23 protein-coding genes are annotated in these 22910 nt (G+C 70.7%); 18 read left to right on the forward strand and 5 right to left on the reverse strand.

What is annotated here, in order from left to right; translation table 11 throughout:
- Nucleotides 1-10: 10 nt before the first annotated feature.
- From ABD332_RS07200 to ABD332_RS07260, 13 genes are all read left to right on the forward strand, one after another.
- Nucleotides 11-775, forward strand: coding sequence for an ABC transporter ATP-binding protein (locus ABD332_RS07200; protein WP_344500898.1), 765 nt, complete (start codon nucleotides 11-13; stop codon nucleotides 773-775).
- Nucleotides 766-2508, forward strand: a complete 1743-nt coding sequence (locus ABD332_RS07205; RefSeq protein ID WP_344500900.1) for an ABC transporter permease — start codon at nucleotides 766-768, stop codon at nucleotides 2506-2508. Before ABD332_RS07200 ends, ABD332_RS07205 begins: the two co-directional genes overlap by 10 nt.
- Before the next feature lie 76 nt (nucleotides 2509-2584).
- On the forward strand, nucleotides 2585-3166 hold the full coding sequence (locus ABD332_RS07210; RefSeq protein WP_344500902.1) for a flavin reductase family protein: 582 nt from the start codon (nucleotides 2585-2587) through the stop codon (nucleotides 3164-3166).
- Nucleotides 3167-3376: 210 nt separating this feature from the next.
- On the forward strand, nucleotides 3377-3721 hold the full coding sequence (locus tag ABD332_RS07215) for a DUF485 domain-containing protein (protein WP_344500904.1): 345 nt from the start codon (nucleotides 3377-3379) through the stop codon (nucleotides 3719-3721).
- Nucleotides 3718-5481: a solute symporter family protein gene (locus ABD332_RS07220; RefSeq protein WP_344500906.1), complete on the forward strand. Its 1764-nt coding sequence runs from the start codon at nucleotides 3718-3720 to the stop codon at nucleotides 5479-5481. Before ABD332_RS07215 ends, ABD332_RS07220 begins: the two co-directional genes overlap by 4 nt.
- Before the next feature lie 107 nt (nucleotides 5482-5588).
- Complete coding sequence (locus tag ABD332_RS07225; protein WP_344500908.1) at nucleotides 5589-6560, forward strand: UDP-glucuronic acid decarboxylase family protein; 972 nt, start codon at nucleotides 5589-5591, stop codon at nucleotides 6558-6560.
- 71 nt (nucleotides 6561-6631) lie between these two features.
- A complete protein-coding gene (locus ABD332_RS07230) occupies nucleotides 6632-7912 on the forward strand; it encodes an LCP family protein (protein ID WP_344500910.1) in 1281 nt (426 codons plus the stop codon).
- Nucleotides 7913-8293: 381 nt separating this feature from the next.
- Nucleotides 8294-9688 carry an LCP family protein gene (locus ABD332_RS07235; RefSeq protein ID WP_344500912.1) on the forward strand — a complete coding sequence of 465 codons (1395 nt, stop codon included), beginning with the start codon at nucleotides 8294-8296 and terminating at the stop codon, nucleotides 9686-9688.
- Between the two features lie 20 nt (nucleotides 9689-9708).
- Nucleotides 9709-10047, forward strand: a complete 339-nt coding sequence (locus ABD332_RS07240; RefSeq protein WP_425552141.1) for a rhodanese-like domain-containing protein — start codon at nucleotides 9709-9711, stop codon at nucleotides 10045-10047.
- A 10-nt stretch (nucleotides 10048-10057) separates the two neighbouring features.
- Nucleotides 10058-10867 (forward strand): glycerophosphodiester phosphodiesterase, encoded by an 810-nt coding sequence (locus tag ABD332_RS07245; RefSeq protein ID WP_344500916.1) that lies wholly within the window; start codon nucleotides 10058-10060, stop codon nucleotides 10865-10867.
- Nucleotides 10868-10984: 117 nt separating this feature from the next.
- The gene (locus ABD332_RS07250) at nucleotides 10985-12496 is read left to right on the forward strand and encodes a sensor histidine kinase (RefSeq protein ID WP_344500918.1); all 1512 of its coding nucleotides are present in this window, start codon (nucleotides 10985-10987) and stop codon (nucleotides 12494-12496) included.
- A gap of 4 nt (nucleotides 12497-12500) precedes the next feature.
- Nucleotides 12501-12899, forward strand: a complete 399-nt coding sequence (locus ABD332_RS07255; protein WP_344500920.1) for an ATP-binding protein — start codon at nucleotides 12501-12503, stop codon at nucleotides 12897-12899.
- An 842-nt stretch (nucleotides 12900-13741) separates the two neighbouring features.
- The gene (locus tag ABD332_RS07260; protein WP_344500922.1) at nucleotides 13742-14629 is read left to right on the forward strand and encodes a DUF5926 family protein; all 888 of its coding nucleotides are present in this window, start codon (nucleotides 13742-13744) and stop codon (nucleotides 14627-14629) included.
- Nucleotides 14630-14775: 146 nt separating this feature from the next.
- Here the strand turns inward: ABD332_RS07260 and ABD332_RS07265 are convergent, their stop codons facing one another.
- Nucleotides 14776-15978: an arginine deiminase gene (locus ABD332_RS07265; protein ID WP_344500924.1), complete on the reverse strand. Its 1203-nt coding sequence runs from the start codon at nucleotides 15976-15978 to the stop codon at nucleotides 14776-14778.
- Between the two features lie 290 nt (nucleotides 15979-16268).
- Between ABD332_RS07265 and ABD332_RS07270 the strand changes: the two genes are divergently transcribed.
- From ABD332_RS07270 to pheA, 5 genes are all read left to right on the forward strand, one after another.
- Complete coding sequence (locus ABD332_RS07270) at nucleotides 16269-16874, forward strand: hypothetical protein (RefSeq protein WP_344500926.1); 606 nt, start codon at nucleotides 16269-16271, stop codon at nucleotides 16872-16874.
- A 133-nt stretch (nucleotides 16875-17007) separates the two neighbouring features.
- Complete coding sequence (locus ABD332_RS07275) at nucleotides 17008-17502, forward strand: transcriptional regulator (protein ID WP_344500928.1); 495 nt, start codon at nucleotides 17008-17010, stop codon at nucleotides 17500-17502.
- 121 nt (nucleotides 17503-17623) lie between these two features.
- Nucleotides 17624-18028 (forward strand): ACT domain-containing protein, encoded by a 405-nt coding sequence (locus tag ABD332_RS07280; RefSeq protein WP_344500930.1) that lies wholly within the window; start codon nucleotides 17624-17626, stop codon nucleotides 18026-18028.
- Nucleotides 18029-18117: 89 nt separating this feature from the next.
- Complete coding sequence (locus tag ABD332_RS07285; RefSeq protein WP_344500932.1) at nucleotides 18118-18636, forward strand: hypothetical protein; 519 nt, start codon at nucleotides 18118-18120, stop codon at nucleotides 18634-18636.
- A gap of 17 nt (nucleotides 18637-18653) precedes the next feature.
- Nucleotides 18654-19592, forward strand: coding sequence for a prephenate dehydratase (pheA, locus tag ABD332_RS07290; RefSeq protein ID WP_344500934.1), 939 nt, complete (start codon nucleotides 18654-18656; stop codon nucleotides 19590-19592).
- An 897-nt stretch (nucleotides 19593-20489) separates the two neighbouring features.
- On the opposite strand, the gene ABD332_RS07295 is transcribed toward pheA, so the two are convergent.
- The 4 genes from ABD332_RS07295 to ABD332_RS07310 form a co-directional block, all read right to left on the reverse strand.
- The gene (locus ABD332_RS07295; RefSeq protein ID WP_344500936.1) at nucleotides 20490-21197 is read right to left on the reverse strand and encodes an AIM24 family protein; all 708 of its coding nucleotides are present in this window, start codon (nucleotides 21195-21197) and stop codon (nucleotides 20490-20492) included.
- A 69-nt stretch (nucleotides 21198-21266) separates the two neighbouring features.
- Entirely contained in the window at nucleotides 21267-21998 is a 732-nt protein-coding gene (locus tag ABD332_RS07300; protein ID WP_344500938.1) for an AIM24 family protein, read from the reverse strand.
- Between the two features lie 11 nt (nucleotides 21999-22009).
- On the reverse strand, nucleotides 22010-22357 hold the full coding sequence (locus ABD332_RS07305; RefSeq protein ID WP_344501451.1) for a metallopeptidase family protein: 348 nt from the start codon (nucleotides 22355-22357) through the stop codon (nucleotides 22010-22012).
- 68 nt (nucleotides 22358-22425) lie between these two features.
- Nucleotides 22426-22851, reverse strand: coding sequence for an OsmC family protein (locus ABD332_RS07310; protein WP_344500940.1), 426 nt, complete (start codon nucleotides 22849-22851; stop codon nucleotides 22426-22428).
- Between the last annotated feature and the right edge of the window lie 59 nt (nucleotides 22852-22910).

Here is a 22910-nt window from a genome sequence, read left to right on the forward strand (position 1 = left end):
CGGTCATGTTGTGACAGATCGCGAGCCTTCCTCGGCTCTCGCGCTGCGGGGGCTGTCCAAACGATTCGACCAGAAGGTCGCGGTCGCCGGCGTCGACCTCGACGTGCCGACCGGGTCGTTCTTCGGCCTGCTGGGGCCCAACGGCGCCGGCAAGACGACGTCGCTGTCGATGGCGGTCGGGCTGCTGCGCCCCGACGCCGGCCACGCGTATGTCCTCGGCCACGACGTCTGGTCCGACCCCGTCGAGGCGAAACGCCGCCTCGGCGCGCTGACCGACTCGGCCCGCATGTTCGACCGGCTCACCGGCAGCGAGCTGCTCGCCTACACGGGCCTGCTGCGCGGCCTGCCGCAGGACGTCATCGACGGCCGCGCCGCCGAGCTGCTCGACGTCCTCGGCCTCGCCGACGCCGGCCGCACCCTCGTCGTCGACTACTCCGCCGGCATGAAGAAGAAGATCGGCCTGGCCTGCGCGCTGCTGCACGCGCCGCGGCTGCTGGTCCTCGACGAGCCCTTCGAAGCCGTCGACCCGGTCTCCGCCGCTCTCATCCGCGACATCCTCATCCGGTACGTGCGAAACGGCGGCACCGTGATCTTCTCCAGCCACGTGATGGAGGTCGTGGAGCGGCTCTGCACCCACATCGCCATCCTCGCCGACGGCCAGATCAAGGTCGTCGGCACCACCGAGCAGGTGAAGGGCGGCCGGGAGCTCGAGGACGTGTTCGTCGACGTCGTCGGCGGCCGGGTCGCGACGGGCGCGGAGCTGTCGTGGCTGTGACCCCCGAGCCGCACGTCCCCCAGCCACGTGCGGCACCTGACGACGGGGTGCTCGCGGCGCGGCCCGAGCCGATCCGCGGCGGCGCCCCGAAGGTCACCGACTTCGTCCGGCTGAAGCTGCGCATCCTGCGCAACACGATGCGGGGCAAGAAGTCCCGCGTCTGGCTGTTCGTCCTCGGCATCATCTTCGGGCTGTGGGCCGCGTTCGTCGGGGTGAGCATGTTCGCCGCCAGCAGCCTCACCGACGACAACCTGCGCCCGACCCTCGCCGCGTTCGCCGGCACCGGACTCGTCCTCGCCTGGATCCTGGTGCCGCTGCTGTTCTTCGGCGTCGACGAGACCCTCGACCCGGCAAGGTTCGCGTTGCTGCCCGTGCCCCGCCGCACCCTCGCGCTCGGCATGCTCGGCGCCGCGTTCGTCGGCATCCCACCCGTCGTCACCCTGCTCGCCGCGCTCGGCGCCACCGTCGGCGCGGTCTTCGACGGCGGCGTCGCCGCGGGTGCCGTCGCCGTCCTCGGCGCCGCCCTCGGCCTCGCCGTGTGCGTCGCCGCGAGCCGCGCCGTCACCAGCGCGTTCGCGGGCATGCTCCGCTCGCGGAAGGTCCGGGACCTGGCGGCGCTGCTGATCGCCCTCGCCGGCATCTCCTGCAACCCGGTCTTCCAGCTGATCTTCGCCCTGGTCGAGAACGGCGAGTCCAAGCAGGCCACCACGATCGGCGGCGTCCTGTCGTGGACGCCCCTCGCGGCGCCGTTCGTCGCCTACGTCGACGCGATCGAGGGCGACTGGGCGCTCGTCGCGGCCCGCCTCGCGATCGGGGTCGCCGGGGTCGCCGCGCTGCTGTGGTGGTGGCTGCAGACGATCGAGTCCGCGATGCTCGGCACCGCCTCGACCGGCGCGGCGAAGAAGGTCAAGGCCATCGACAAGCTGCCCGTCCGGGCGTTCCTGCCGGGCGTCCTGCGGTCCTGGCCCGCCGGCCGGTTCACCGGCCTCGTCGCCCGGGAGATCCGCTACTGGTTCCGCGACCCGCGCCGCCGCGCCAGCCTGATCTCGCTGCTCGCCGCGTCCATCGTCGTGCCGTTCGCGTTCACGTTCGGCTTCGGCGGCGGCTCCGACGAGCAGGAAGCGGCCCGGCAGAGCGCCGGCATGAGCGGCGGCGCCCTCGTGTTCTCCCTGCTGTTCGCCGGCGCGTTCGTCGGTCTGGTACTGGTGAACCAGTTCGGCAACGACGGCACCGCCTACGCGCTGCACATGCTCACGAACGTCCCCGGCCAGGTCGAGCTCGCGGCCCGCGCCGCCGGCGTCGGCATCCTCGCGTTCCCGCTGCTGGCCGCCGGCACCGTCGTCGTGTCGGTGATCGCCGGCCACACCGACCAGCTGCCCGCGGCGCTCGGCGTCGGCCTGTGCGCGTTCGGCATCTCCGTCGGCGCCGCCGGCATCACGTCGGTGCTCGCGCCCTACCCGATGCCCGACACCACCAACCCGTTCGCGATGAACACCGGCCAGGGCAGCGCGAAGAGCATGCTGTCCTTCGTCTGCATGCTCGCCACCTGGGCGCTGACGGCGCCGCTGATCGTCGCGTTCTTCCTGCTCCCCGACGCGTTCGCGTGGGTGCTGCTGCCGGTCGGGCTGCTGTGGGGGTCCGGGCTCGCCTGGACCGGCACCCGCCTCGCCGGGAGCCTGCTGGAGCGGCGCGCCCCGGAGGTCCTCGTCGCCGTCACCCCGAAGCGGGCGTAGCCCCCCACGTGAGGCCCGTCGCCGATCACCCCTGAGCGGGCGCCTGCGGGGGCGGTCACACCGCGCGGCGCCGGCCATGCCGGGGCGGGCGCCGGCCGTACGGAGGGTTCCTCCGGGTCCGTGTCCGGAGACAGCGGACAATGAGCCGGTGAGCATCCACGCCTCGGATCCGTTCGCCACACCGGACGACCAGCGCTCGCCGCTGCGGCGGCTCCGCGGGCGCCTCCCGGCCGCGGTGACGCTGTGGACCTCGGCCGGCGCCGGCGCGCCCGCCGGGCTGACCGTGTCGTCGATGCTGGTCTCCGACGGCGACCCGGGCCGGGTCGCCGGGCTGGTCGACGACGAGAGCGACCTGTGGACGGCGATCGAGGCGTCCGGCCGGTTCGCGGTCGTGCCGCTCGCCGAGGGCGACAACCAGCTCGCCGAGCGGTTCGCGGGGCTCATGCCCGCGCCCGGCGGGCTCTTCTCGACCGGCGACTGGGAGTCCACGGAGTTCGGGCCGGTCCCGCGCGGCTACCCGTGGGCCGGCTGCGGGCTCGACGGTGCCCGGGCGTTCGGCTGGTCGCTGCTCGTCGAGGCGACCATCCGCCACGTCGACCTGAGCGACACCGCGGCGAAGCCCCTGCTCCACCACCGGGGTCGGTACACCTCGATATAGACGCTCTTGCCAACCGCCCCACCCCACCGACCCCCAGGCGCCGCCGCGACGCATTCAAGCCGTTAAACGGTGTGACCGCTGTCACTCGGCGCACCGAACCCGCCGTTGGGCGCAGCGGGCCGCCGGGCCCGCCCAGGGATCTATCACCGCCGCGCGGCGGGTTCCTACCGTGCGCGTACCCACACCCCAATGGCAGGTGGTGATCCCCCCATGAGCACCGAAACGCCGGTGCCGGCCGGCACGGACGACAACCGGTACGTCGCCGTCGCCAACACCCCGGAGTTCGACGCGTTGCGCCGCGCCCTGCGTCGCTTCGTCTTCCCCGTCTCCGCCGCGTTCCTCGTCTGGTACGCGCTCTACGTGCTGCTCTCCGCGTACGCCCGCGACTTCATGAGCACGAAGGTCGTCGGGCACATCAATATCGCGTTGATCTTCGGGCTGCTGCAGTTCGTGTCGACGTTCCTCATCGCCTGGCTGTACACCCGCTACGCCGACCGTCGCGTCGACCCCCTCGCCGACGAGCTGCGTGCCAAGATCGAAGGGAGCCCCGAATGAACGACGTCACCCTCGCGGTAGGGGCGACCACCACCCGGACGCTGACGCTCACGCTGTTCGTCGTCCTGGTCGCGGCCACCCTCGCGATCACCATCTGGGCCAGCCGGCAGACGAAGAGCGCCGCCGACTTCTACGCCGGCGGCCGGTCCTTCACCGGCTTCCAGAACGGCATGGCGATCGGCGGCGACTACATGTCGGCGGCGAGCTTCCTCGGCATCGCCGGCATCATCGCCCTCAACGGCTACGACGGCTTCCTGTACTCGATCGGCTTCCTCGTCGCCTGGCTCGTCGCGCTGCTGCTGGTCGCCGAGCTCATGCGCAACTCGGGCCGCTACACGATGGCCGACGTCCTCGCGTTCCGGATGCGGCAGGCACCCGTCCGCACCGCCGGCTCGATCTCCACGATCATCGTGTCGATCTTCTACCTGCTGGCGCAGATGGTCGGCGCCGGCGCCCTCGTCGCCCTCCTGCTCGGCATCAAGGCCGGCGACACGTTCATGGGCATGACCGCGGAGACCGCGAAGATCGTCACCATCGCCCTCATCGGCGTGCTGATGATCGTCTACGTGACCGTCGGCGGCATGAAGGGCACCACCTACGTCCAGATCGTCAAGGCGTTCATGCTCATGCTCGGCGCCCTGCTGCTGACGCTGATGGTGTTCGCCGCGTACAAGTTCAACCTGTCGACGCTGCTCGGCGACGCCGCCGCCAAGTCCGGCCGGACCCCGCCGGAGTCGTTCCTGCAGCCCGGCCTGCGCTACGGCCGCGACATCGCCGGCAACGCCGCCGCCACCCTCGCCAGCAAGCTCGACCTGATCTCGCTGGGCCTCGCGCTCGTGCTCGGCACTGCCGGCCTGCCGCACATCCTGATCCGCTTCTACACGGTGCCCAACGCCAAGGCCGCCCGCAAGAGCGTCGTCTGGGCCATCGGCATCATCGGCGTCTTCTACCTGATGACGCTCGCCCTCGGCTTCGGCGCCGCCGCGCTCGTCGGCCGCCAGGCGATCCTCGCCCAGGACCCCGGCGGCAACACCGCCGCACCGCAGCTCGCCGAAGTCCTCGGCAAGCGGTACCTCGGCGGCGACTTCGGCGGCTCGCTGCTGCTCGCCATCATCGCCGCGGTCGCCTTCGCCACCATCCTCGCCGTCGTCGCCGGGCTCACCCTCGCGTCGTCGTCGTCGCTGGCGCACGACCTGTACGCCAACGTGATCAAGCGCGGGCAGACCACCGAACGGCAGGAGGTCGTCGTCGCGCGGTACTCCGCGTTCGTCATCGGCGCCGTCGCGATCGTCCTCGGCATCTTCGCCCGCAACCTCAACGTCGCGTTCCTCGTGGCGCTCGCATTCGCCATCGCGGCGTCGGCGAACCTGCCGGCGATCCTCTTCTCCCTCTTCTGGAAGAAGTTCAACACCCGCGGCGCGACCTGGGGCATCTACGCCGGCCTCATCTCCGCCGTCGGCATCGTGCTCATGAGCCCCATCGCGTGGGGCGGCGTCAGCGACGCCCGCACCCCGGCGACCCTCAACGCCGCGCAGGCCAAGACCTGCGGCGTCGACGTGAAGTCGAAAGAGGTCTCCAACGCGACGGCCCTGTTCAGCTGCACCACCCCGGCGCCCATCCCGCTGGAGAACCCGGGCCTGATCTCGATCCCGATCGGGTTCATCTTCGCCGCGCTCGGCGCCCTCACCAGCAAGGAACGCGACCCGGACAAGTTCGCCGAGCTGGAGGCCCGCTCCCTCACCGGAGCCGGCGCCCACTAGTCGCAGGCGCCGGCTCTCCCGGGAGCCGGCGCCCACCGGATGTAGTGCGCCGGGGTCGGGGTACCGCCGATTCCCTGACCCCGGCGCACTGCCGCTAGGCTGGTCTCATGGTCGTTGTTGCGCAGCGTTACGGCGAGGGACACCGCATCCTCCTCACCGGTGGTGCCGGGTTCGTCGGCTCGCACCTCGCTGACGCCTTGATCGCCCGCGGGGCGCACGTCGTCGTGCTCGACAACTTCGTCACGGGCAGTAAGGACAACGTCGCCCACCTGGTCGACCACCCTCGATTCACGCTCGTCGAGGCCGACGTCAGCGAGCCGCTGCCGGCCGTCGACGCCCTCAGCGCCAGGTTCGACGCGATCATGCACTTCGCGTCGCCGGCCAGCCCCACCGACTTCCAACTGCTGCCCGTCGAGATCCTCCGGGTCGGCTCGATCGCCACCCTCCAGCTGCTCGAGCGTGCCGTCGCCGACGGCGCCCGCTTCGTGATGGCGTCCACGTCCGAGGCGTATGGCGACCCGCTCGTCCACCCGCAGCCGGAGACCTACTGGGGCAACGTCAACCCGATCGGCATCCGCAGCGTGTACGACGAGGCCAAGCGCTTCTCCGAGGCCGCCACCATGGGCTACCAGCGCGGCCGGGGCGCCGACGTCGGCATCGTGCGGATCTTCAACACGTACGGGGAACGCATGCGCCCCGACGACGGCCGCGCCATCCCCACGTTCATCTCGCAGGCGCTGCGCGGCGAGCCGATCACCGTCCACGGCTCCGGCACCCAGACCCGGTCCATCTGCCACGTGTCGGACCTGGTCCGCGGCATCCTCCTCCTGCTCGACTCCGGCGAGACCGGCCCCGTCAACTGCGGCACCGAGCACGAGATGACCATGCTGGAGCTCGCCGACACGATCGTGCGGCTATCCGACAGCACGTCGACCGTGTCCCTGCTGCCCCGCACCGCCGACGACCCCGAGCGCCGCCGCCCCGACCTCACCAAGGCGCGTGAGCTGCTCGGATACGAGCCGTCCGTCAGCCCCGAGGAGGGCCTGCGGCGCACCGTGGAGTACTTCCGCAGCCGCTGACTCTCCCCGCTTCGTGCCGCGCCCGCCCGAGTTGCGTGGCGGAGCGGCCGGAGGTTCGTATCGTGGTTTTCATGTCCACCACGCCTGCCTCGAACGGCTCGTCGGGTCGCGCCTCAGTGCCCAACTCGCTCCCGCCCAGCGCGGGAGCGCGTGCGCGCGTCACCGGCGCCTCCACACCGACCAGCCCGGCGTCGTCGTCAGGCGTCTACGGCCGGCCCGCCTCAGGGTCCACCTCCCGCTCCGGCGGCGGTGGCGGCGGTGGCGGGGCCGTCCCGCCCCGGCGGCCCGGCGGCAACGAATACCCCGGCCGCAAGAAGATCCGTCCCCGCTGGGGGCGCATCGCGCTCGTCTCCGGCGCCGCGATCATGGTCCTCGCGCTGCTCGCCGGCGTCGGCGCCTACGCCTACTACCGCTACGTCGACGCGGGGCTGCAGCGCGACGACCCGTTCTCGGAGATCACCAACGGCCGGCCCGCCAAGGTCGCCGACGGCGCGCTCAACATCCTGTTGCTCGGCAGCGACTCCCGCGACCCCGACAACAAGGGCAAGGCCGGCGAGTGGCGGACCGACACCATGATCGTGATGCACATCCCGGCGAGCCACGACAAGGCGTACCTGGTCTCCATGCCCCGCGACCTGTACGTGTACGTCCCCAAGAGCAAGTCGACGCCGTACGGCGACACCAACGCCAAGCTCAACGCGTCGTTCTCCTGGGGTGGCACGCCGCTGACCGTCGAGACGATCGAGAAGTACACCAACGTCCGCCTGGACCACGTGCTGCTCATCGACTTCGGCGGCTTCAAGCAGGTCATCGACGCCCTCGGTGGCATCGACATGAACATCGAGTCCGACATCACCTCCGTCCACCCGCCGAAGCGCAAGTTCAAGAAGGGCATGAACCACCTCAACGGCGACGAGGCCCTCGACTACGCCCGGCAGCGCTACCAGTTCCCCGACGGCGACTTCGCCCGCATGCGCCACCAGCAGCAGATGATGAAGGCGATCCTCGACAAGGCGGTCAGCTCCGGCACCGTCAGCAACCCGTCGAAGCTCAACTCCTTCCTCAAGGCGATCACCAAGGCGATGACCGTCGACAAGGACTTCTCGCTCGCCGACATGGCCCTGCAGTTCCGCAACCTGCGCAGCGACGACCTGACGTTCCTGGTCAGCCCGCACGACGGCAGCAAGAAGATCAACGGTGAGGACGTGGTCGTGCCCAACAAGGCGAAGGCCGAGGCGCTCTACACCGCGATCCGCACCGACAAGATGGCGGACTGGGCCGCCACCAACGCCCCGAAGCCCGCCGCGAGCGGCTCGGCGCCCCCGTCAACGAAGGCGACCACCAAGAAGTGATTATTCCGGCATCCCGGGCATGTCTCCCCACCTGTGGGGTTGCATGCCCGGGCTGTCGTAAAGATCTCATTGCAGGAGTCGCCCTTGACCGAGTAGAAAACGCCTGATTGGTGGGATCTCTTCGGATCTTGTGCAGTGACGCTGGTCGGCACGATCCCCGCCGCGAACGTAGACTCGGATAAATCCCCGCCGCCGTGCGGGCACGCAGTCGGGGGCGACATGCAGCAGGACCAGGATCCGCCGGTGAAGCCTGAGGAAGGGCCGGCGGCGTCGGTTGACGCGACTTCGAGTGACACGTCCTCGCGCGCGGCCGACGAAGTTCCCCCCGCCGTTACCTCCGCGGGTCCGGATATGTCGGATTCTTCCGGCGAACCTGCCTCCGTGTCCGGCGATTCAGGCGAGGCCGCCGCCTCTGCATCCGCGCCCGCTTCAGAGAAGGCCGCCGCCTCTGGTGATGCCGAGGAAGGCGCCGCTGAGGAGACCGCCGCCTCCGGCGCTTCCGAGACCGCTGCTTCCGAGACCGCTGCTTCCGAGACCGCCGCCTCCGGCTCCTCCGAGGAGACCGCCTCCGGTGAAGCGGACGGTGACGCCGGCGATGCCGGTACACCTGCCGAAAACGCCGACAGTGCGGCACCGGACGTCGCCGCCGCCGCGAAGCCCCTCACCCGCAGGCAGAAGCGCAAGGCCCGCAAGGCCGCCCTGCCCGGACGCGACCCCATCTGGGCCAAGCTCCTCGTCGTCGTCGGCGCGATCCTCGTCCTCGTCTCCGCCACCGCCGTCACCGGCTCGCAGGTCCTCGCCAGCCGGTACAGCAACAGCGTCCACCAGGAGAAGCTCCTCGGCGCCAACTCCCGCGCCGGCAACGACGACAAGAAGGAAGAGCGCCGCAGCGCCATCACCGGCCCGCTCAACTTCCTGCTCCTCGGCTCCGACCTGCGGGCCAAGGACCCCGAGGACGGGCAGCGCTCCGACTCGATCATCATCGTGCACATCCCGGCCAGCCTCGACCGGGCGTACCTGCTGTCGATCCCCCGCGACCTGCGCGTGAAGATCCCCGCGTTCGAGCCCACCGGGTTCCGCGGCGCCAGCCACGAGAAGATCAACGGCGCGTTCCAGTACGGCGGCGGCGGCACGGGCGGCGTCCAGCTCCTCGCCGAAACCCTCACCGAACTGCTCGGCATCCACTTCGACGGCGCCGCCATCGTCAACTTCGACGGCTTCAAGGCCGCCGTCGACATCCTCGGCGGCGTCGACATGTGCATCGACCAGAAGGTCACCTCGATCCACCTCGGCTACGACGACAAGGGCAACTACCTGTCACCCGAGCACGGCGGCCGCCCGGCGGTGTACAACGTCGGCTGCCACCACCTCGAGTCGTGGCAGGCCCTCGACCTGGTCCGGCAGCGCAAGAGCCTCGCCAACGGCGACTACGACCGGCAGAAGAACCAGCAGAAGTTCATTCGCGCCATCCTCGCCAAGGCCCAGCAGCAGAACCTGACCACCAACCCGATCGCCCTCGACAAGTTCATCCGGGCCATCGGCAGCGCCCTCACTGTCGACACCAACGGCGTCGCCCTCGAGGAGCTCATGTTCGGGCTGCGCAACGTCCGCCCCAGCAGCCTGGTCGGCCTCACCGTGCCGTCCGAGCCGCAGGACATCGGCGGCATCTCCTACGTCGTCGCACTGGAAGAGGCGCAGACGCTGTACAGCGCGATGACGAACGACTCGCTCGACTCGTGGGCGGTGGAGAACCCCACCTGGGTCAACCCGATCTGAGCCTCTTATAGGCTGGGACCGTGTTCAGGGGATCCGCTGTGCCGACCATCACGGTCGACGAAGTCGCTGCCGACGCCTACCTCCTCGACGTCCGTGAGGACGACGAGTGGACCGCCGGCCACGCACCCGACGCCCACCACCTGCCGATGATGCAGATCCCGACGCGGATCGAGGAGATCCCCGCCGACCGCGACGTCATCGTCGTCTGCCGGGTCGGCGGCCGCTCCGCGCAGGTCGTCGCCTACCTGCAGCAGCAGGGGCTCACCCGCGCCACCAACCTCGACGGCGGCATGTCCGACTGGGCGGCCGCCGGCCGGCCCATGGTGAGCGAGGACGGCGGTGCTCCCCGGGTCGCCTGAGCGGCCGTGGGTGTTCGCGCACCGGGGCTCGTCATACCGGCACGCGGAACACACCCTCGACGCCTACCTCCTCGCCATCGAGGAAGGCGCCGACGGCCTCGAATGCGACGTCCGGCTGACCCGCGACGGCCACCTCGTCTGCCTCCACGACTCCCGCATCGACCGCACCAGCGACGGCCGCGGACGCGTCAGCGTGCAGACCCTCGCCGACCTCGACCGCTTCGACTTCGGCTCGTGGCGCACCGACCTGCCCGAGTCACCCGACGAGCTCATCACCGAACGCAAACTCGCCGACGACCAGTGGCGCGGCCGGGTCCTCACCCTCGACCGGCTCCTCGGCCTCGCCGTCGACGCCAGCCGGCCCATGCGGCTGCTCATCGAGACGAAACACCCCACCCGCCACGGCGCCGCCGTCGAAACCGCGCTGCTGAAGCTCCTCCGCCGGTACGGACTGGACCGCCCCAGGGAGGAACAGCCCGTCCACGTCACGATGATGTCGTTCTCCGCCAACGCCGTGCGCCGGGTCCGGCAGCTCGCACCCGCCCTACCCACCGTCATGCTCATCGACGTCTGGTCCGTGCCGAGCCGCATCGGCTGGCTCCCGCCCGGCAGCAGCATCGGCGGCCCCGGGGTCTCGCTCCTGCGCGCCTCCCCCGAGCTCGTCGAACGCCTCCACCGGCGGGGGTTCCCCGTGTACGTGTGGACCGTCAACGAACCCGACGACGTCGACCTGGTGGTAAAACTCAAGGTCAACGGCATCATCTCCGACCGGCCCGCATTCGTGATCGAACGGCTCAAGGAAATGGGTCTGCGCGACTGACCCGCGACTGACCACTGCGGAATCCGTCGTCACGCCTATCAAGGTCGCCGGAATCGCACGTCGAGAAGTTTGGGCGTTGGGCTTTCAAAGCGAAGCGTGGGGAGGCAGACTCGCATCATGGTCGATGCTCGCGGTCCGGTCGACGCCACCGCCGTGTTCGGCGGCCTGGCCGAGATCGCCGAGCAGCTCTCGACCGGTGACGGCGGGCTCCCCGCACTCCAGCGCACCGTCGACGTCACCGTCGACGCGACCGGCGCGGCAGGGGCGGCCTTCGTCGAATACGGCCACGACAGCGGCCGCGTCGTCGCCGCCGCGGGAGCGCTCGACTGGTCCCTCGGCCGCCCGGTCGACCTCATCCACCCGACGCTGCGCGGTCTGCTGCAGTACGGGTCCAGGGTCCGCGAGTTCCCCGTCGACCTGCTCGGCACCGTCGGCGGCGAACACCTCCGCGGGCGCGGCCTGCACCGCTTCGTCGCCGCCGAGGTCACCGCCGGCAAGACCGCCGTCGGGGTGCTCGTCGGCGGCTACCGCGACACCGAAGGCACCGCCGGCGCCGGCGAGCGCGCCGCCCTCGCCTTTCTCGCGGGGCTCGTCGGACTCCAGTACTCCCTGGGGCGGGGCCTGCCGATCCACGAGGGCGGACCGGTGCTCGACCCCGTGGGGGAGCCGTTCGCCCTGCTCGACGCCGACCATCTCGTGCGCACCTGGAACCCCGCCGCCGCCCTGCTCACCGCGCGCTCACCCGAGGCCGCGATCGGTGAGCCGTGGCCCTTCCCGTTGCCTTTGACCAGCGGCGGTTCGGTCGCCGGCGCCGAGATCGTCGAGCATCAGATGGCCTGCGGCACGTGGATTCAGATCCGCGCCGCCACCGTGCCGGGCTCCGCCGACATCGCGGTGTCGTTCCGCGCCCGGGCCGACCAGCCCTCCGACGGCAGGGACCTGTTCATCGCCCTCACCGGGCACGAGCTGCGGACCCCGATCACCGTCATCCGCGGGTACGCCGACACGCTCGTCGAGCACTGGGAGTCCCTCGACGAGGGCTCCCGCCGCGAGGCGGTGTACGTCGTCGGCCAGCGCGCCCGCGAGCTCAGCAGGCTCGTCGACCGCCTCCTGAACGCCGTCGGCGACGAGGCCACCCCGGGCGACGCCTCGGCGCTGCTGCCGTTCGACCTGATCGACACCCTCACCACCGCGGTCGACGATCTGAGCCCGGAGCAGCGCCGCACGCTGGCCGTTTCACTGCCGCAGTCCTTGCCGAAGGCCCTGGGTGAGCGCGCCACCCTCGCTACGATCCTTACGGAATTCGTCACGAATGCGGGTAAATACTCACTGAATTGGGTACAAGCGGATCTGACCGCGGGTGCAGACGAGCAGTCAGTCTGGTTCAGGATCGCCGACCGAGGCATCGGCATTCGCCCGGAGCACGTCGAGCGGGCGTTCGAGCGTTTCTGGCAACTGGAGACCGGCGACCAACGCACCCGCGGCGGCGTCGGACTGGGGCTGTATCTGGTGCGTAGGATCGTTGAGCGTCAACATGGATGGGTATCGTTGCGTCCACGCCAAGGCGGCGGGACCGTCGCCGAGGTGCGACTGCCTCGCGCCGACGCAGATGCCCTCGGGGAGGCTTGAGATCGTGTCCACAACCATCGCGGAGCGCGCCTGGTGCGTCGTGGTGCCCCACCACGCCCGGGGCGCCCACCTTGCCCGCCACCGCCTGGCCCACGAGCTCGACACCCTCGTCACCGCTGACCGCCTCGACGACGCCGTCGCCATCGCCGCCGAACTCGTCGGCAACGCCGTCCGCCACGCCGCCCCCCTCCCCGGCGACGTCATCCGCGTAGCGTGGCGCCTGCTCCCCGACGACACGCTAGAGATCCGCGTGACTGACGGCGGTTCCCCCGCAGGCCCCGAGCTCCGCGTAGCCGCCCCCGACGCCGTCGACGGCCGCGGCCTGACCATCGTCGCCGCCCTGGCCACCCACTGGGGCGTCGAACGCGACGGCCTAGGCCAATGCGTCTGGGCCACCCTGTAACTCCCCCCACCGCTTCGCGGCGGGGCCCCGGCGGGGGTTCCCACCCGCACCCCCATGCTCGCTGCGCTCGCACTGCCAGCGCTGTCGCGCGGCAGCCTCACGCGCGTGCGCGCGGCATGACGGCGCCAGCCTGACCCCGGTCCCCGGACTGGGCGACTCCGTGGGCTCGAAACCCGCGATGCCTCCCGGACTGGTCGACTCCTAGGGTTTCGACGCCCGCGATGCCTCCCGGACTGGCCGGCCCCTGGGCCCCGACGTTCGCGATCCGGCCGCGGGACCGTCCAGCCGCCGGACCGCCGCGGGACCGTCCAGCCGCCGGACCGCCAGCGCGGGCGCGCCTGGACGGTGACCCGCTGCACGTGCCCCGGCCCGGCCGACCAGTGGGTTGTCGGTGCTGGGTCGAGATTCCCGCACGCGTCGCGTTTCCACCTTCGCGCGTTCCCGCACAAGCGCGGAAGCCGCCGTGCGCGCGGAAGGTCGTCGAAGTTCGCGCGGGTGTGAGAGGTCGTCGAACTGGGCGCCGCTGGCAGGGGTGGTGGCCGAATGGCGGCCGAGTGAAGCGGATGCGGGCCGGTTGGTCGCTGCCTGGCCGATCTACAGCAACCTTACACCCGCCGAACTAATTGACCTTTCGCATGTGACCGTCTGCGACTGGTCGGTGCGTCTGCGTGGGGGTGTGGCGCTGTACAGAGTCCAACCGAGATTACCGTCGTCGAGTGGCAGGTGCGACTGGGCGACATTTCCGACTTGTCGGTCAGGTGGTGGCGCTGGTGGGTGAGTGACGCGCCCGGGGTGGTGGGTCTTTGCCCGTGGGGGTTTCGGACCGCCTAGGCTGGGTCGCCGTGAGCAAGCGAGCGAAAACCCCCCGTGGCCGGTCCGCCGAGGGCGAGAAGCGCCAGAAGATCCGTGACGTGTACGTCGGACGGCCGTTCGAGGGGCTGGCCGACGAGCCGGAGTGGATCGCGCTGCGTGAGCTGGTGCCGGCCGCCTCGGCGCCGCTGAAGCTGGCGCCTGAGCTGGCCGAGAAGTACGGCGACCGGCCCGTCATTCTCGCCACCGTGCTGCCGATGGCGTGGCCGGCGATGACGAAGCCCGACGGGCGGGTGTTCATCGGGCTGCAGCGGCACGTGCAGTCCGGGGACGTGTCCCGCGATCTGGCCGTGGCGCTGCAGTGCGCGCTGGACACGCCGACCGGGCAGACGGTCAACATCCCGGCGCTGCCGGGGGTCGGGCCGCGGCTGCAGGACGTGATCGTCAACGCGCCGCTGGACATCACCGTGCACACGGGCTTCGAGTTCTGGCTCGAGGACAACGCCACCGACGACCCGAACGTGCGGGCGTCGCTGGAGCGGGCCAACGCGAGCATCTTCCCGACGGTGCGCCTGTCGGCGGCGCCGGCGACGTACTGGTGCCGCGTCACCGACCGGTCCCACGTCCGGCTCGTCCTCGGCGACGACGAGGACCGGGCGCTCGACGCGCTGTCGCGGCTGTCGGCGGGTGGCGGGCTGCTGCTCGGCGACAACACCAAGTTCGCCGGCATGTTCCGCGCGCACGGGCTCCTCGCGCCCGTGTGGGACCTGCCGCTCGAGGTGGATGCCGAGGAGTGGGAGGCGCCGGTCGCCGAGTTCACGAAGCGGTACGCCGAGGCCCTCGCCGTCAGCGAGCCGCTGACCGCCGCCGAGCGGCGCAGCAAGCAGGGGCTGCTCGGCCGCCTCCAGCCGCTGCGCTGATCAAGCGTCAAGCGTCAAGCGGGCGAAGCGGACGACGCCCGCACGCGGGCGAAGCGGACGACGCCCGCACGCGGGCGAAGCGGACGACGCCCGCACGCGGGCGAAGCTCGCACCACCGGCGTTGATCAAGCGTCAAGCGTCGAGCATCAAGCGGACGAAGCCCGCACGATCGGTGCGGACATGCAACGCGGACCTCCCCGGCCCGAGCCCAACTCGGAGCCGGGGATCCGGATCACCTCGATCCCGTGCCGCTCCAGCTGGGCGTTCGTCTCGGTGTTTCGCTCGTACGCGACGCAGAGCCGCGGACCGATCGCCAAGGTGTTGTTGCCGTCGTCCCACTGCTCACGCTCGGCGGTGACCGGGTCGAGGCCGGTGTCGATGATCCGCAGGGTGTCGATCCGCATGGCCTTCGCGGCGGCGACGATGAACGGCTCCGGCCCGCTGACGACGAGCTCGTCGAGCTGCAGGTCGGTGCTGGTGACGGTCCACGCCCGCAGGGTGCTGGCGACGTTCGGGTACATGACGACCGCGTCGACGTCGACCATGGTGCACACCGTGTCGAGGTGCATGGTGGCCCGCTCCTGCGCGATCGGCACGACCAGGACCGTGTGGGCGAGGCCGCGCTCGAAGCAGCGCCTGGCGAGCCGCTCGGCACCGGCCGGCCGGGTGCGCTCGCCGACGCCGACCGCGAGCACGCCCGGCGCCAGCAGCAGCACGTCGCCGCCCTCCAGGTGCTCCAGCCCAGGCTCGTACACCAGCGGCGTCCCGGAGAAGCGAGGATGGTGCCGATAGATCGCGTGGGTGAGGGTGGTCTCCCGGCGGCGGGCGTGCATCGCCAGGCTCGTCACCGCGACCTGACCCCCGATCCAGACCGATGAATCGCGCGTGAACAGCAGATTCGGCAGCGGGTCGATGACGAAATCGGTCCGGTCCATCAGCGTGTGTACGAGACCACCGCCCGCCCGCAGCTCCGCCCGCGACAGCCCGGCGATGAGCGTGGTCGCGAGGCCGGCCGGGTCGAGCGCGGCCAGGTGCGCGGCGACGTGGCCGCGCAGGGTGTCGCCGAGCCGGACGTCGTCGAGGACGGCCCGTGTGACCTCCTGGCGGGCGGCCGGCAGGGTCAGGGTCTCGGCGAGCAGCTCCGAGACGTACAGCACCTCGACGCCATGAGTGCGCAGCGCTTGTGCGAACGTGTCATGCTCTTCCTGGGCTCTTCCGACCCACGGGATTCCGTCGAAGAGCAGCGAGTCGTTGTTTCGCGGGGTCAGCCGGGCGAGCTCGGCGCCCGGGCGGTGCAGCAGCACCGTGCCGAGCCGGCCGACCTCGCTGTCGACGTGATGAAAGCTCACCGATTCAGACTAACGGCTGACCCGATATCCGCCGGTTGGGCGCCATCTGCAAATTCATGAGACGTCGTGAATGTGGCATTCATCCCAGTCATTCCGAGTCTTTCACCCATCCAAGTATGCTGGTTCGGCCCACAAACACGTACGGTGTTTGAACACACACGCAACCGAGCGGCGACTTGGAGGTGTGCGAGATGACCGAGCTGCTGCACCGTAGTGGCAAGGATTCGCAGCCCGAAGGGTTTGACGATCGCATCATTGTTGATGCCGGCCGGACTTCCCCCATCGACTGGATGCGCGAGCGACGCGCCGAGCGCGGCGCCCGCCGGGAAGAGGCAGGGCACAACCGTCTGTACCGCAGAATGGGCAGCCTCATCGGCCGCCTCGGCGAGGACTGGCACGTCCTGGACCTGCGCGAGCTGACCGGCGCCGAGCGCCGCTCGTTCCTCGCCATGGGGCCCGGCGGCGTGTTCGCGGTGACGGTCAAGGACCACGGCCGCAGCCGCGTCTCGTTCGCGGGTGACATCGTGCAGATCGACGGCAAGCGCCCCAAGTACGTCGAGGAGACCCGCGCGGAGGCCAAGGCCGCCGCGGAGGCGCTCTCCCGCAGTGCCGGGGTGTCGATCCCGGTCATGCCGATCCTGGCGTTCGCCGGCACCGGCAAGATCAGCTTCTACGGGGTGCCGAAGGGTTGTCTCGTCACCGCGTACCACGAGCTGCCGCGCGTCCTGAACGCCCGGGGAATGCGGCTCGCCGGCGACACCGTCGACAAGGTGTTCTCGCTCGCGCTGCACCCGGCGACGTGGTCCTCGCAGTCCTACGCCGCCTTCGCCGACAGTTACCGCTGGTACAAGGACGGTGAACGCGTGGGCACTGACAAGCGGGGTGACGCGGAGTAGCCTCTGCGGCGTGGAGCCGCTCGACATGAAGCGCCGTATTGAGCAATCGCTGGGGACCGATCAGCCGCTGAATGATGCGATGATGTCTTCGCTGCGCGGACGCGTCCGCCGCACCGGTGCCTGAGGAGGCGCTGTGGCGCATGTCGAGCTGTCCATCTCCGACCCACACCTGACCCGCTCGCCCGACGGGCGCGCGTCCGACTTCGGTGAGGTCGAGTCCGACGCTGTCGATGCGGGTCTGGCCGAGCCGTCCATCGAGTCGTCCCTCGACCGCTGGGCGGCGACCGTCGCCGAAGCGGCCGAGCCGAGCCTCGTGATCGACGACAAGGCGGTCATCGTCGCTGTGTCCGCGTCGTTCGAGGACCTGCTGGGGCTCACCGAGTCCGCCATCGACCGCCCACTGGTCGACGGCGTCCTGCAGCTGCTCGACTTCGGCGACGGCGGCGCGCTCGACGCGTCCGAGATCAACAAGACGCCGCCGCTGCTCGCCCTGTCCTCCGGCCGGCTCGCCCGCGGGCTGCTCCGGGTGCGCTGCGCGACCGGGCCGCGCACGTTCGACGCGATCGCGACCCCGCTGCTGCAGGACGGCCAGGTCGTCGGCTCGCTGACGTTCTTCAGCGCCGTCTAGAGCGCCGTCCAGGCGGCTCCGGTCGAGCGTCGTTCACGAATACGACCTCGTCCGGGGGGAAGCACGTGGCCTGGCTCACGGCTACCGCCACGCAACGCGTTCGCACCGTACGCTCCTTGTCATGTTGGACCTCGAGGTGCTGCCAGGTGACTACGCGATCGCGCGGTTGCCGGCCGGGTCGCCCCTGCCGGCTGGCTTCACCGAGGCCGCCGCGGCGGGCCAGGACGTCATCTCCGTGACATGGACACCCGACGAGGTCTCCATCCTGTGCCCCGCCGACCAGGTCCCCGAGGGCGCCTCAGTGGAGACGCCGTGGCGCTGCCTGCGCGTCGCCGGGCCGGTCCAACTCGCCCTCACGGGCATCCTCGCCTCGATCGTCACGCCGCTCGCCGACGCCCGGGTCAACATCTTCGCGTTCTCCACCTTCGACACCGACTACGTGCTGGTGCCGTCGGTCCGGCTCGGCGAGGCACTCGCCGCCCTCGATGCCGCCGGCCACCGGGTGTCCACCGCCGGCACCGTCTGACGCGCTTCGAGGAGGGCGGGCGGGCCGGGACGTTCGACGGCTCCGGCGCCGCATGAACGGCGGGAAACCGGCACCCTACGATGTCCTGCATGCGCACTGCGGCCGCTGTGCTTACGATCGTCAGCCTTGGATGCCTGCTGTCCGGCTGCACGCGGTCGGACGATGACGCCGGGCCGCTGCTGCCGCCCGTGTCGCACCAGCCGGCACGCACCGCCAGCCCCACGCCGGTCAGCACGCCCAACGTGCCGCCTGGGCGCACCGCCACGGCCGGCACCCCGTCCGCCCGGCCCAGCTCGAGCGTGACGCCGTTTTCCGAGGCGTACGTGTCGCAGTGCAACGGCCGTCCGAGCGGCGAGCAGGTCATCGCGGCGGTCCGCCGGGCGCGGCCCGGGCTTCCCGCCGGGAGCGGGCTGACCGTGAAGAGCGGGCCGCTGTGTGCGGGGGTCTGGCAGTACACCATCCTCACCGTCGCAAACGCCGAGCCGCTGCAGATCATGTCCAAGGGCGCACCGGCCGCGCTCACCATCGTCACCGCCGGCACCGACCCGTGCAGCGTCGAGGTGAAAGCGACCGCGCCACCGGCGCTGCTGAGCGCCGCGAGTTGCTGAGCGACTAGGCTTGACACATGCCTGGTGTGCCGCCGACGCGGTTCGTGTACCTGGGGCCTGAAGGCACGTTCTCGGAGCAGGCGCTCAAGACCGTCCCGGCCGCCGACCGCGGGGTGCTCACCCCGGCCCGCAGCGTCCCGGAAGCCCTCGACGCGCTGCGCGCCGGTGAGGCCGACGCCGCGCTCGTCCCGTTGGAGAACTCGATCGGCGGCCAGGTCGGCGTCACGCTCGACGAGCTGGCCAACGGCGAGCCGCTGATCATCACGCGCGAGGTCGTGCTCCCGGTGCAGTTCGTCCTCGCCGCCGCGGAGGACCGGCCGCTGGACACCGTCAGGTCGGTCGCGGCCCACCCGCAGGCGAGCGCCCAGTGCCGCAAGTGGCTGCGCGACCACGTCCCGCAGGCGGCGGTCGTCGATGTACTGTCCAACGCCACCGCCGCGATCGGCGCCGGCAGCGGCGAGTTCGACGCCGCGATCTGCGCCGCCATCGGCGCGAGCCGGTACAAGCTGCACGTCCTGGCGAAGGACATCGCCGACAACGCCGGCGCGATGACCCGCTTCGCGCTCGTGTCGCGACCCGGTCCGCCACCCCCGCCGACCGGCGACGATCTGACGACGCTCGCCGTCTACATCGCCCACGACCGGGTCGGCGCGCTGCTCGCCGTGCTGACCGAGCTGTCGGTCCGCGGGATCAACATGACCAGGATCGAGTCACGCCCGACGGGCGAGCGCCTCGGCCGCTACGTGTTCTTCCTCGACTGCGGCGGCCACGTCGCCGAGGCCCCGATGGGCGAGGCGCTGCAGGGGCTGCGCCGCGTCTGCGCCGACGTGCGGTTCCTCGGCTCGTACCCGCGCGCCTCCCACGGCGACCCGCCACCCCGCCGTGCCCCAGGCCTGTCCGGCGACGACTTCACCGCCGCCGCCCGCTGGCTCTCCGAGATCCGCAACGGCGCCTGACCCGCCGCCGGACTGATTGTGGCCGTCGCGATCGCGGAGGGTGACAACGGGGGGTTCGGTTTTTTCGATGGGTGTACGGTTTGAAAGCGGTCACCGTTCACCGGGGTGCGTCCGCCGTAGCAGCCGCTCGCCCCACCACGACCCGTCGTCCGGCCCAGCCGTGATCGCAGTCCGCCTACGTCCCGCCCGCGCGACGTAGCAGCAGCTCACTGTTCTGCCACGAGCCGGTCAGGTCAGTGCGGCTGTGAGGACGAGGCGCCGCGCCCGCTCGGCAGCGGGTCGGGCTGCTACAGCAGAGGTCGGGCCGGCAGCGCATCCGGTCGGCAGCGGCCCGGGTCGACGACCGGTCCGGCTGGCAGCGCATCGGGCGTGTGCCTGGCTGTCCTCGCGGAGGCGGACGCGGGCATCGGGGTTGATCGTGCACGAGATGGCGGGCAACGCGTCAACCTGGCAGCGGGTCCGGCAGGCAGCGAGTCGGCCGGTAGTGGGGCCGGCCCGTGGGCAGCAGTCGGCTGTGCGGCGGCGGTCGAACAGCGGCGCGCGCCCCTGCAACCCGCGCGTGGCGGTCCGGGCCAGCAGCGGCTGGCGGCGGGTCAGGCCAACGGCGAGTTAGGCCCAACGGCGGATCAAGCCCAACGGCGGATCAAGCCCAACGGCGGATCAAGCCCAACGGCGGATCAAGGCCAACGGCGGATCAAGCCCAACGGCGGATCAGGGCCAACGGCGGATCAAGCCCAACGGCGGGTCAGGGCCAATGGCGGATCAGGCTGGCAGTGGGTGGGGCTGGCGGCATGGTCGTGCGCCGGCGGAGAACGCCGGAGGGGTGGGCAGAAGCGGGGTCGAAGGATGGGCGGGGTGGCCCACCCTTCGACCGTGGCTGGTTGGGCTGGTTGGCGGTCAGCCGCCGAGGCTGCCGAGGAGGCCGCCGCTGCTCGCCTGCTGGGCGGACGGCTTGCCCTCGCTGGGCTGGACGATGACGAAGCCCTGGCCCTGCAGCATCAGCTGGAAGAGCTCACCCGAGCCGCCGCGCAGCATCGACTTGAGGCTCTGGTTCTTCTGGATGCTGGTCTGCAGGCTGCTCGACCAGCCGACAACCGCGTCGGTGTCGACCAGGACGGGGGCCTGCGGGCTCACCGGGATGATGATCGGGGCGCCCTGGGTGAGGATCGCGAGCCTGCCCTGGCCGGTGAAGACGCTGTTGAAGAGGCCGCCGCCGAACATGCCGGCGCCCTTCACCATCTGGATGTCGTACCGCAACGAGGGGTCGAAGCAGAGGACGTTCTTGCCGTTGATGGACAACGCGTCATTGGGCTCGATGTCGAGGATGTGGCAGTCGGAGGCGGCGTCGGCGAACCACACCTCGCCCTGTCCACGCACGGCCATGAGGGACAGGCCCTCACCGGTGACCGCGCGCTTGAGGAAGTTTCCGACGCCCTGGCTCTTCACCTCGAACTGGAGGTTGCCGCGGAAGGCGACCATGGCACCCTGACGGGCCAGGACCTCGCCGTTCACGGCGTACTTGACGCACTTGGAGTGCTGCAGGCTCATGCCTGCCTGGGTTGGGGGCTGGGCCATGTTCTCGGCCTTGAAGATGTCACCGCGCACGCTGCGCAGCGTAACCGGTCCCCCAAGGGCTCGCGGAGCTGCCGTTACAAAAGCGCGACCCAACTGCACTCAACTGCCGAGCAGGTTGCCCAGGACCCCGCCCTGCCCCTGTTGTCCCTGGCCACCGGCGAGACCTTGGGGCGGCTCCTCCGACGGCTGGACGACGACGAAGCCCTGGCCGGCGAAGCTCATCGTGAAAGCCTCACCGGTGCTGCGGCCCAGCAATGTGCCGATGCCGAGCTGGTCGGCGCGGTGGTAGCCGGTCTGCAGGCCTGCGGACCAGCAGATCGCGGCCTGCGGGTCGACGTACGTGGGCGCGTCGACGGTCAGCACCACCGGGGTGCCCTTCGTCGTGATCGCGAGCCGGCCCTGACCGGTGAACACGCAGTTGAACAGGCCCGCCGTCGACAGCATGCCGACTCCTTGGACCATTCTCACGTCGTACTGCAGCGACGAATCGAACGCGAGGACGTTGGCGCCGTTGATGGAGATGGCGTCGCCCTGCTCCAGGTCGATGAGGTGGACGTCGGCGGAGCGGTCGGCGAAGAACACGTCGCCGCGGCCGGTGACCTTCATGAGCGGGACGCCCTCGCCGGTCAGCTTCGACTTCAGCCACTTGCCGACCCCGCCGGAGCCGAGCGCCTGAAACGTCACCTGACCCTGGTAGGCGATCATCGTGCCGGTCCGGGCCATGATCTCGCCGTTGAGCTCGGCCTTGAGCATCTTGGAGTTCTGCAGCCGGAGACCGGGTTGCTGCGACTCCTTCTCCAGGTTCTCCGTGGCGAACAGCGCACTACGCATCAGGAAACCCCCTAGCCCCAGCCGAGCGCGTGGAGGCGCCGGTCGTCGATGCCGAAGTGGTGGGCGATCTCGTGGACCACGGTGATCGCGACCTCGTCGACGACGTCGTCCTCATCGTCACAGATGGCGAGGATCGGGTTGCGGTAAATGGAGATCCGGTCGGGCAGCACGCCGGAGTAGTCCCAGCCGCGCTCCGTCAGCGAGAACCCCTCGTACAGGCCGAGCAGGTCCGGCTCGCCGGGCGGCGGGTCGTCGACGACCAGGATCACGACGTTGTCCATGAGGTCGAGCAGCTCCTCGGGGACCTCGTCCAGGGCCTCGCCCACGAGCTCCTCGAAGCGCTCCTTGCTCATCTGCACTGGCATGTTAAAGAGGGTCCCCCATGGCGGGGGACCCTCTCAAGGGAGATCCCTGACGAGCGCGGTGCTCAGACGAGCTGCGCGTCCAGGGTGATCTCGACGGCGGCGAGCGCCTTGGAGATCGGGCAGCCGGCCTTGGCGTCGGTGGCCTGCTTCTCGAACTCGGCCGCGTCGATGCCGGGAACGTCACCGCGGGTGGTCAGGTCGATTCGGGTGATGGCGAAGCCGCCCTCGACCGGGCCGAACTGCACCGCCGCGGACGTCTCCACGGAGGTGGGCGTGAAGCCGGCCTTGGCCAGGCCGTTGGACAGCGCCATCGAGTAGCAGGCGGCGTGCGCGGCCGCGATCAGCTCCTCCGGGTTGGTGCCCTGGCCGCTCTCGAAGCGCGACGGGAAGGAGTAGGAACCCTGGAAGGTGCCCGAGCCGGTCGAGACGGTGCCGGCGCCGGACTTGAGGTCGCCCTCCCAGCGGGCGGATGAAGTGCGAGTAGGCATGAACCAGACGCTAGCCCATTCCGTGTGTTCCTTGGGACGAGCTCGGCAGTCTTGGGAGG

Source organism: Dactylosporangium maewongense (assembly GCF_039531485.1).
Classification (GTDB): domain Bacteria; phylum Actinomycetota; class Actinomycetes; order Mycobacteriales; family Micromonosporaceae; genus Dactylosporangium; species Dactylosporangium maewongense.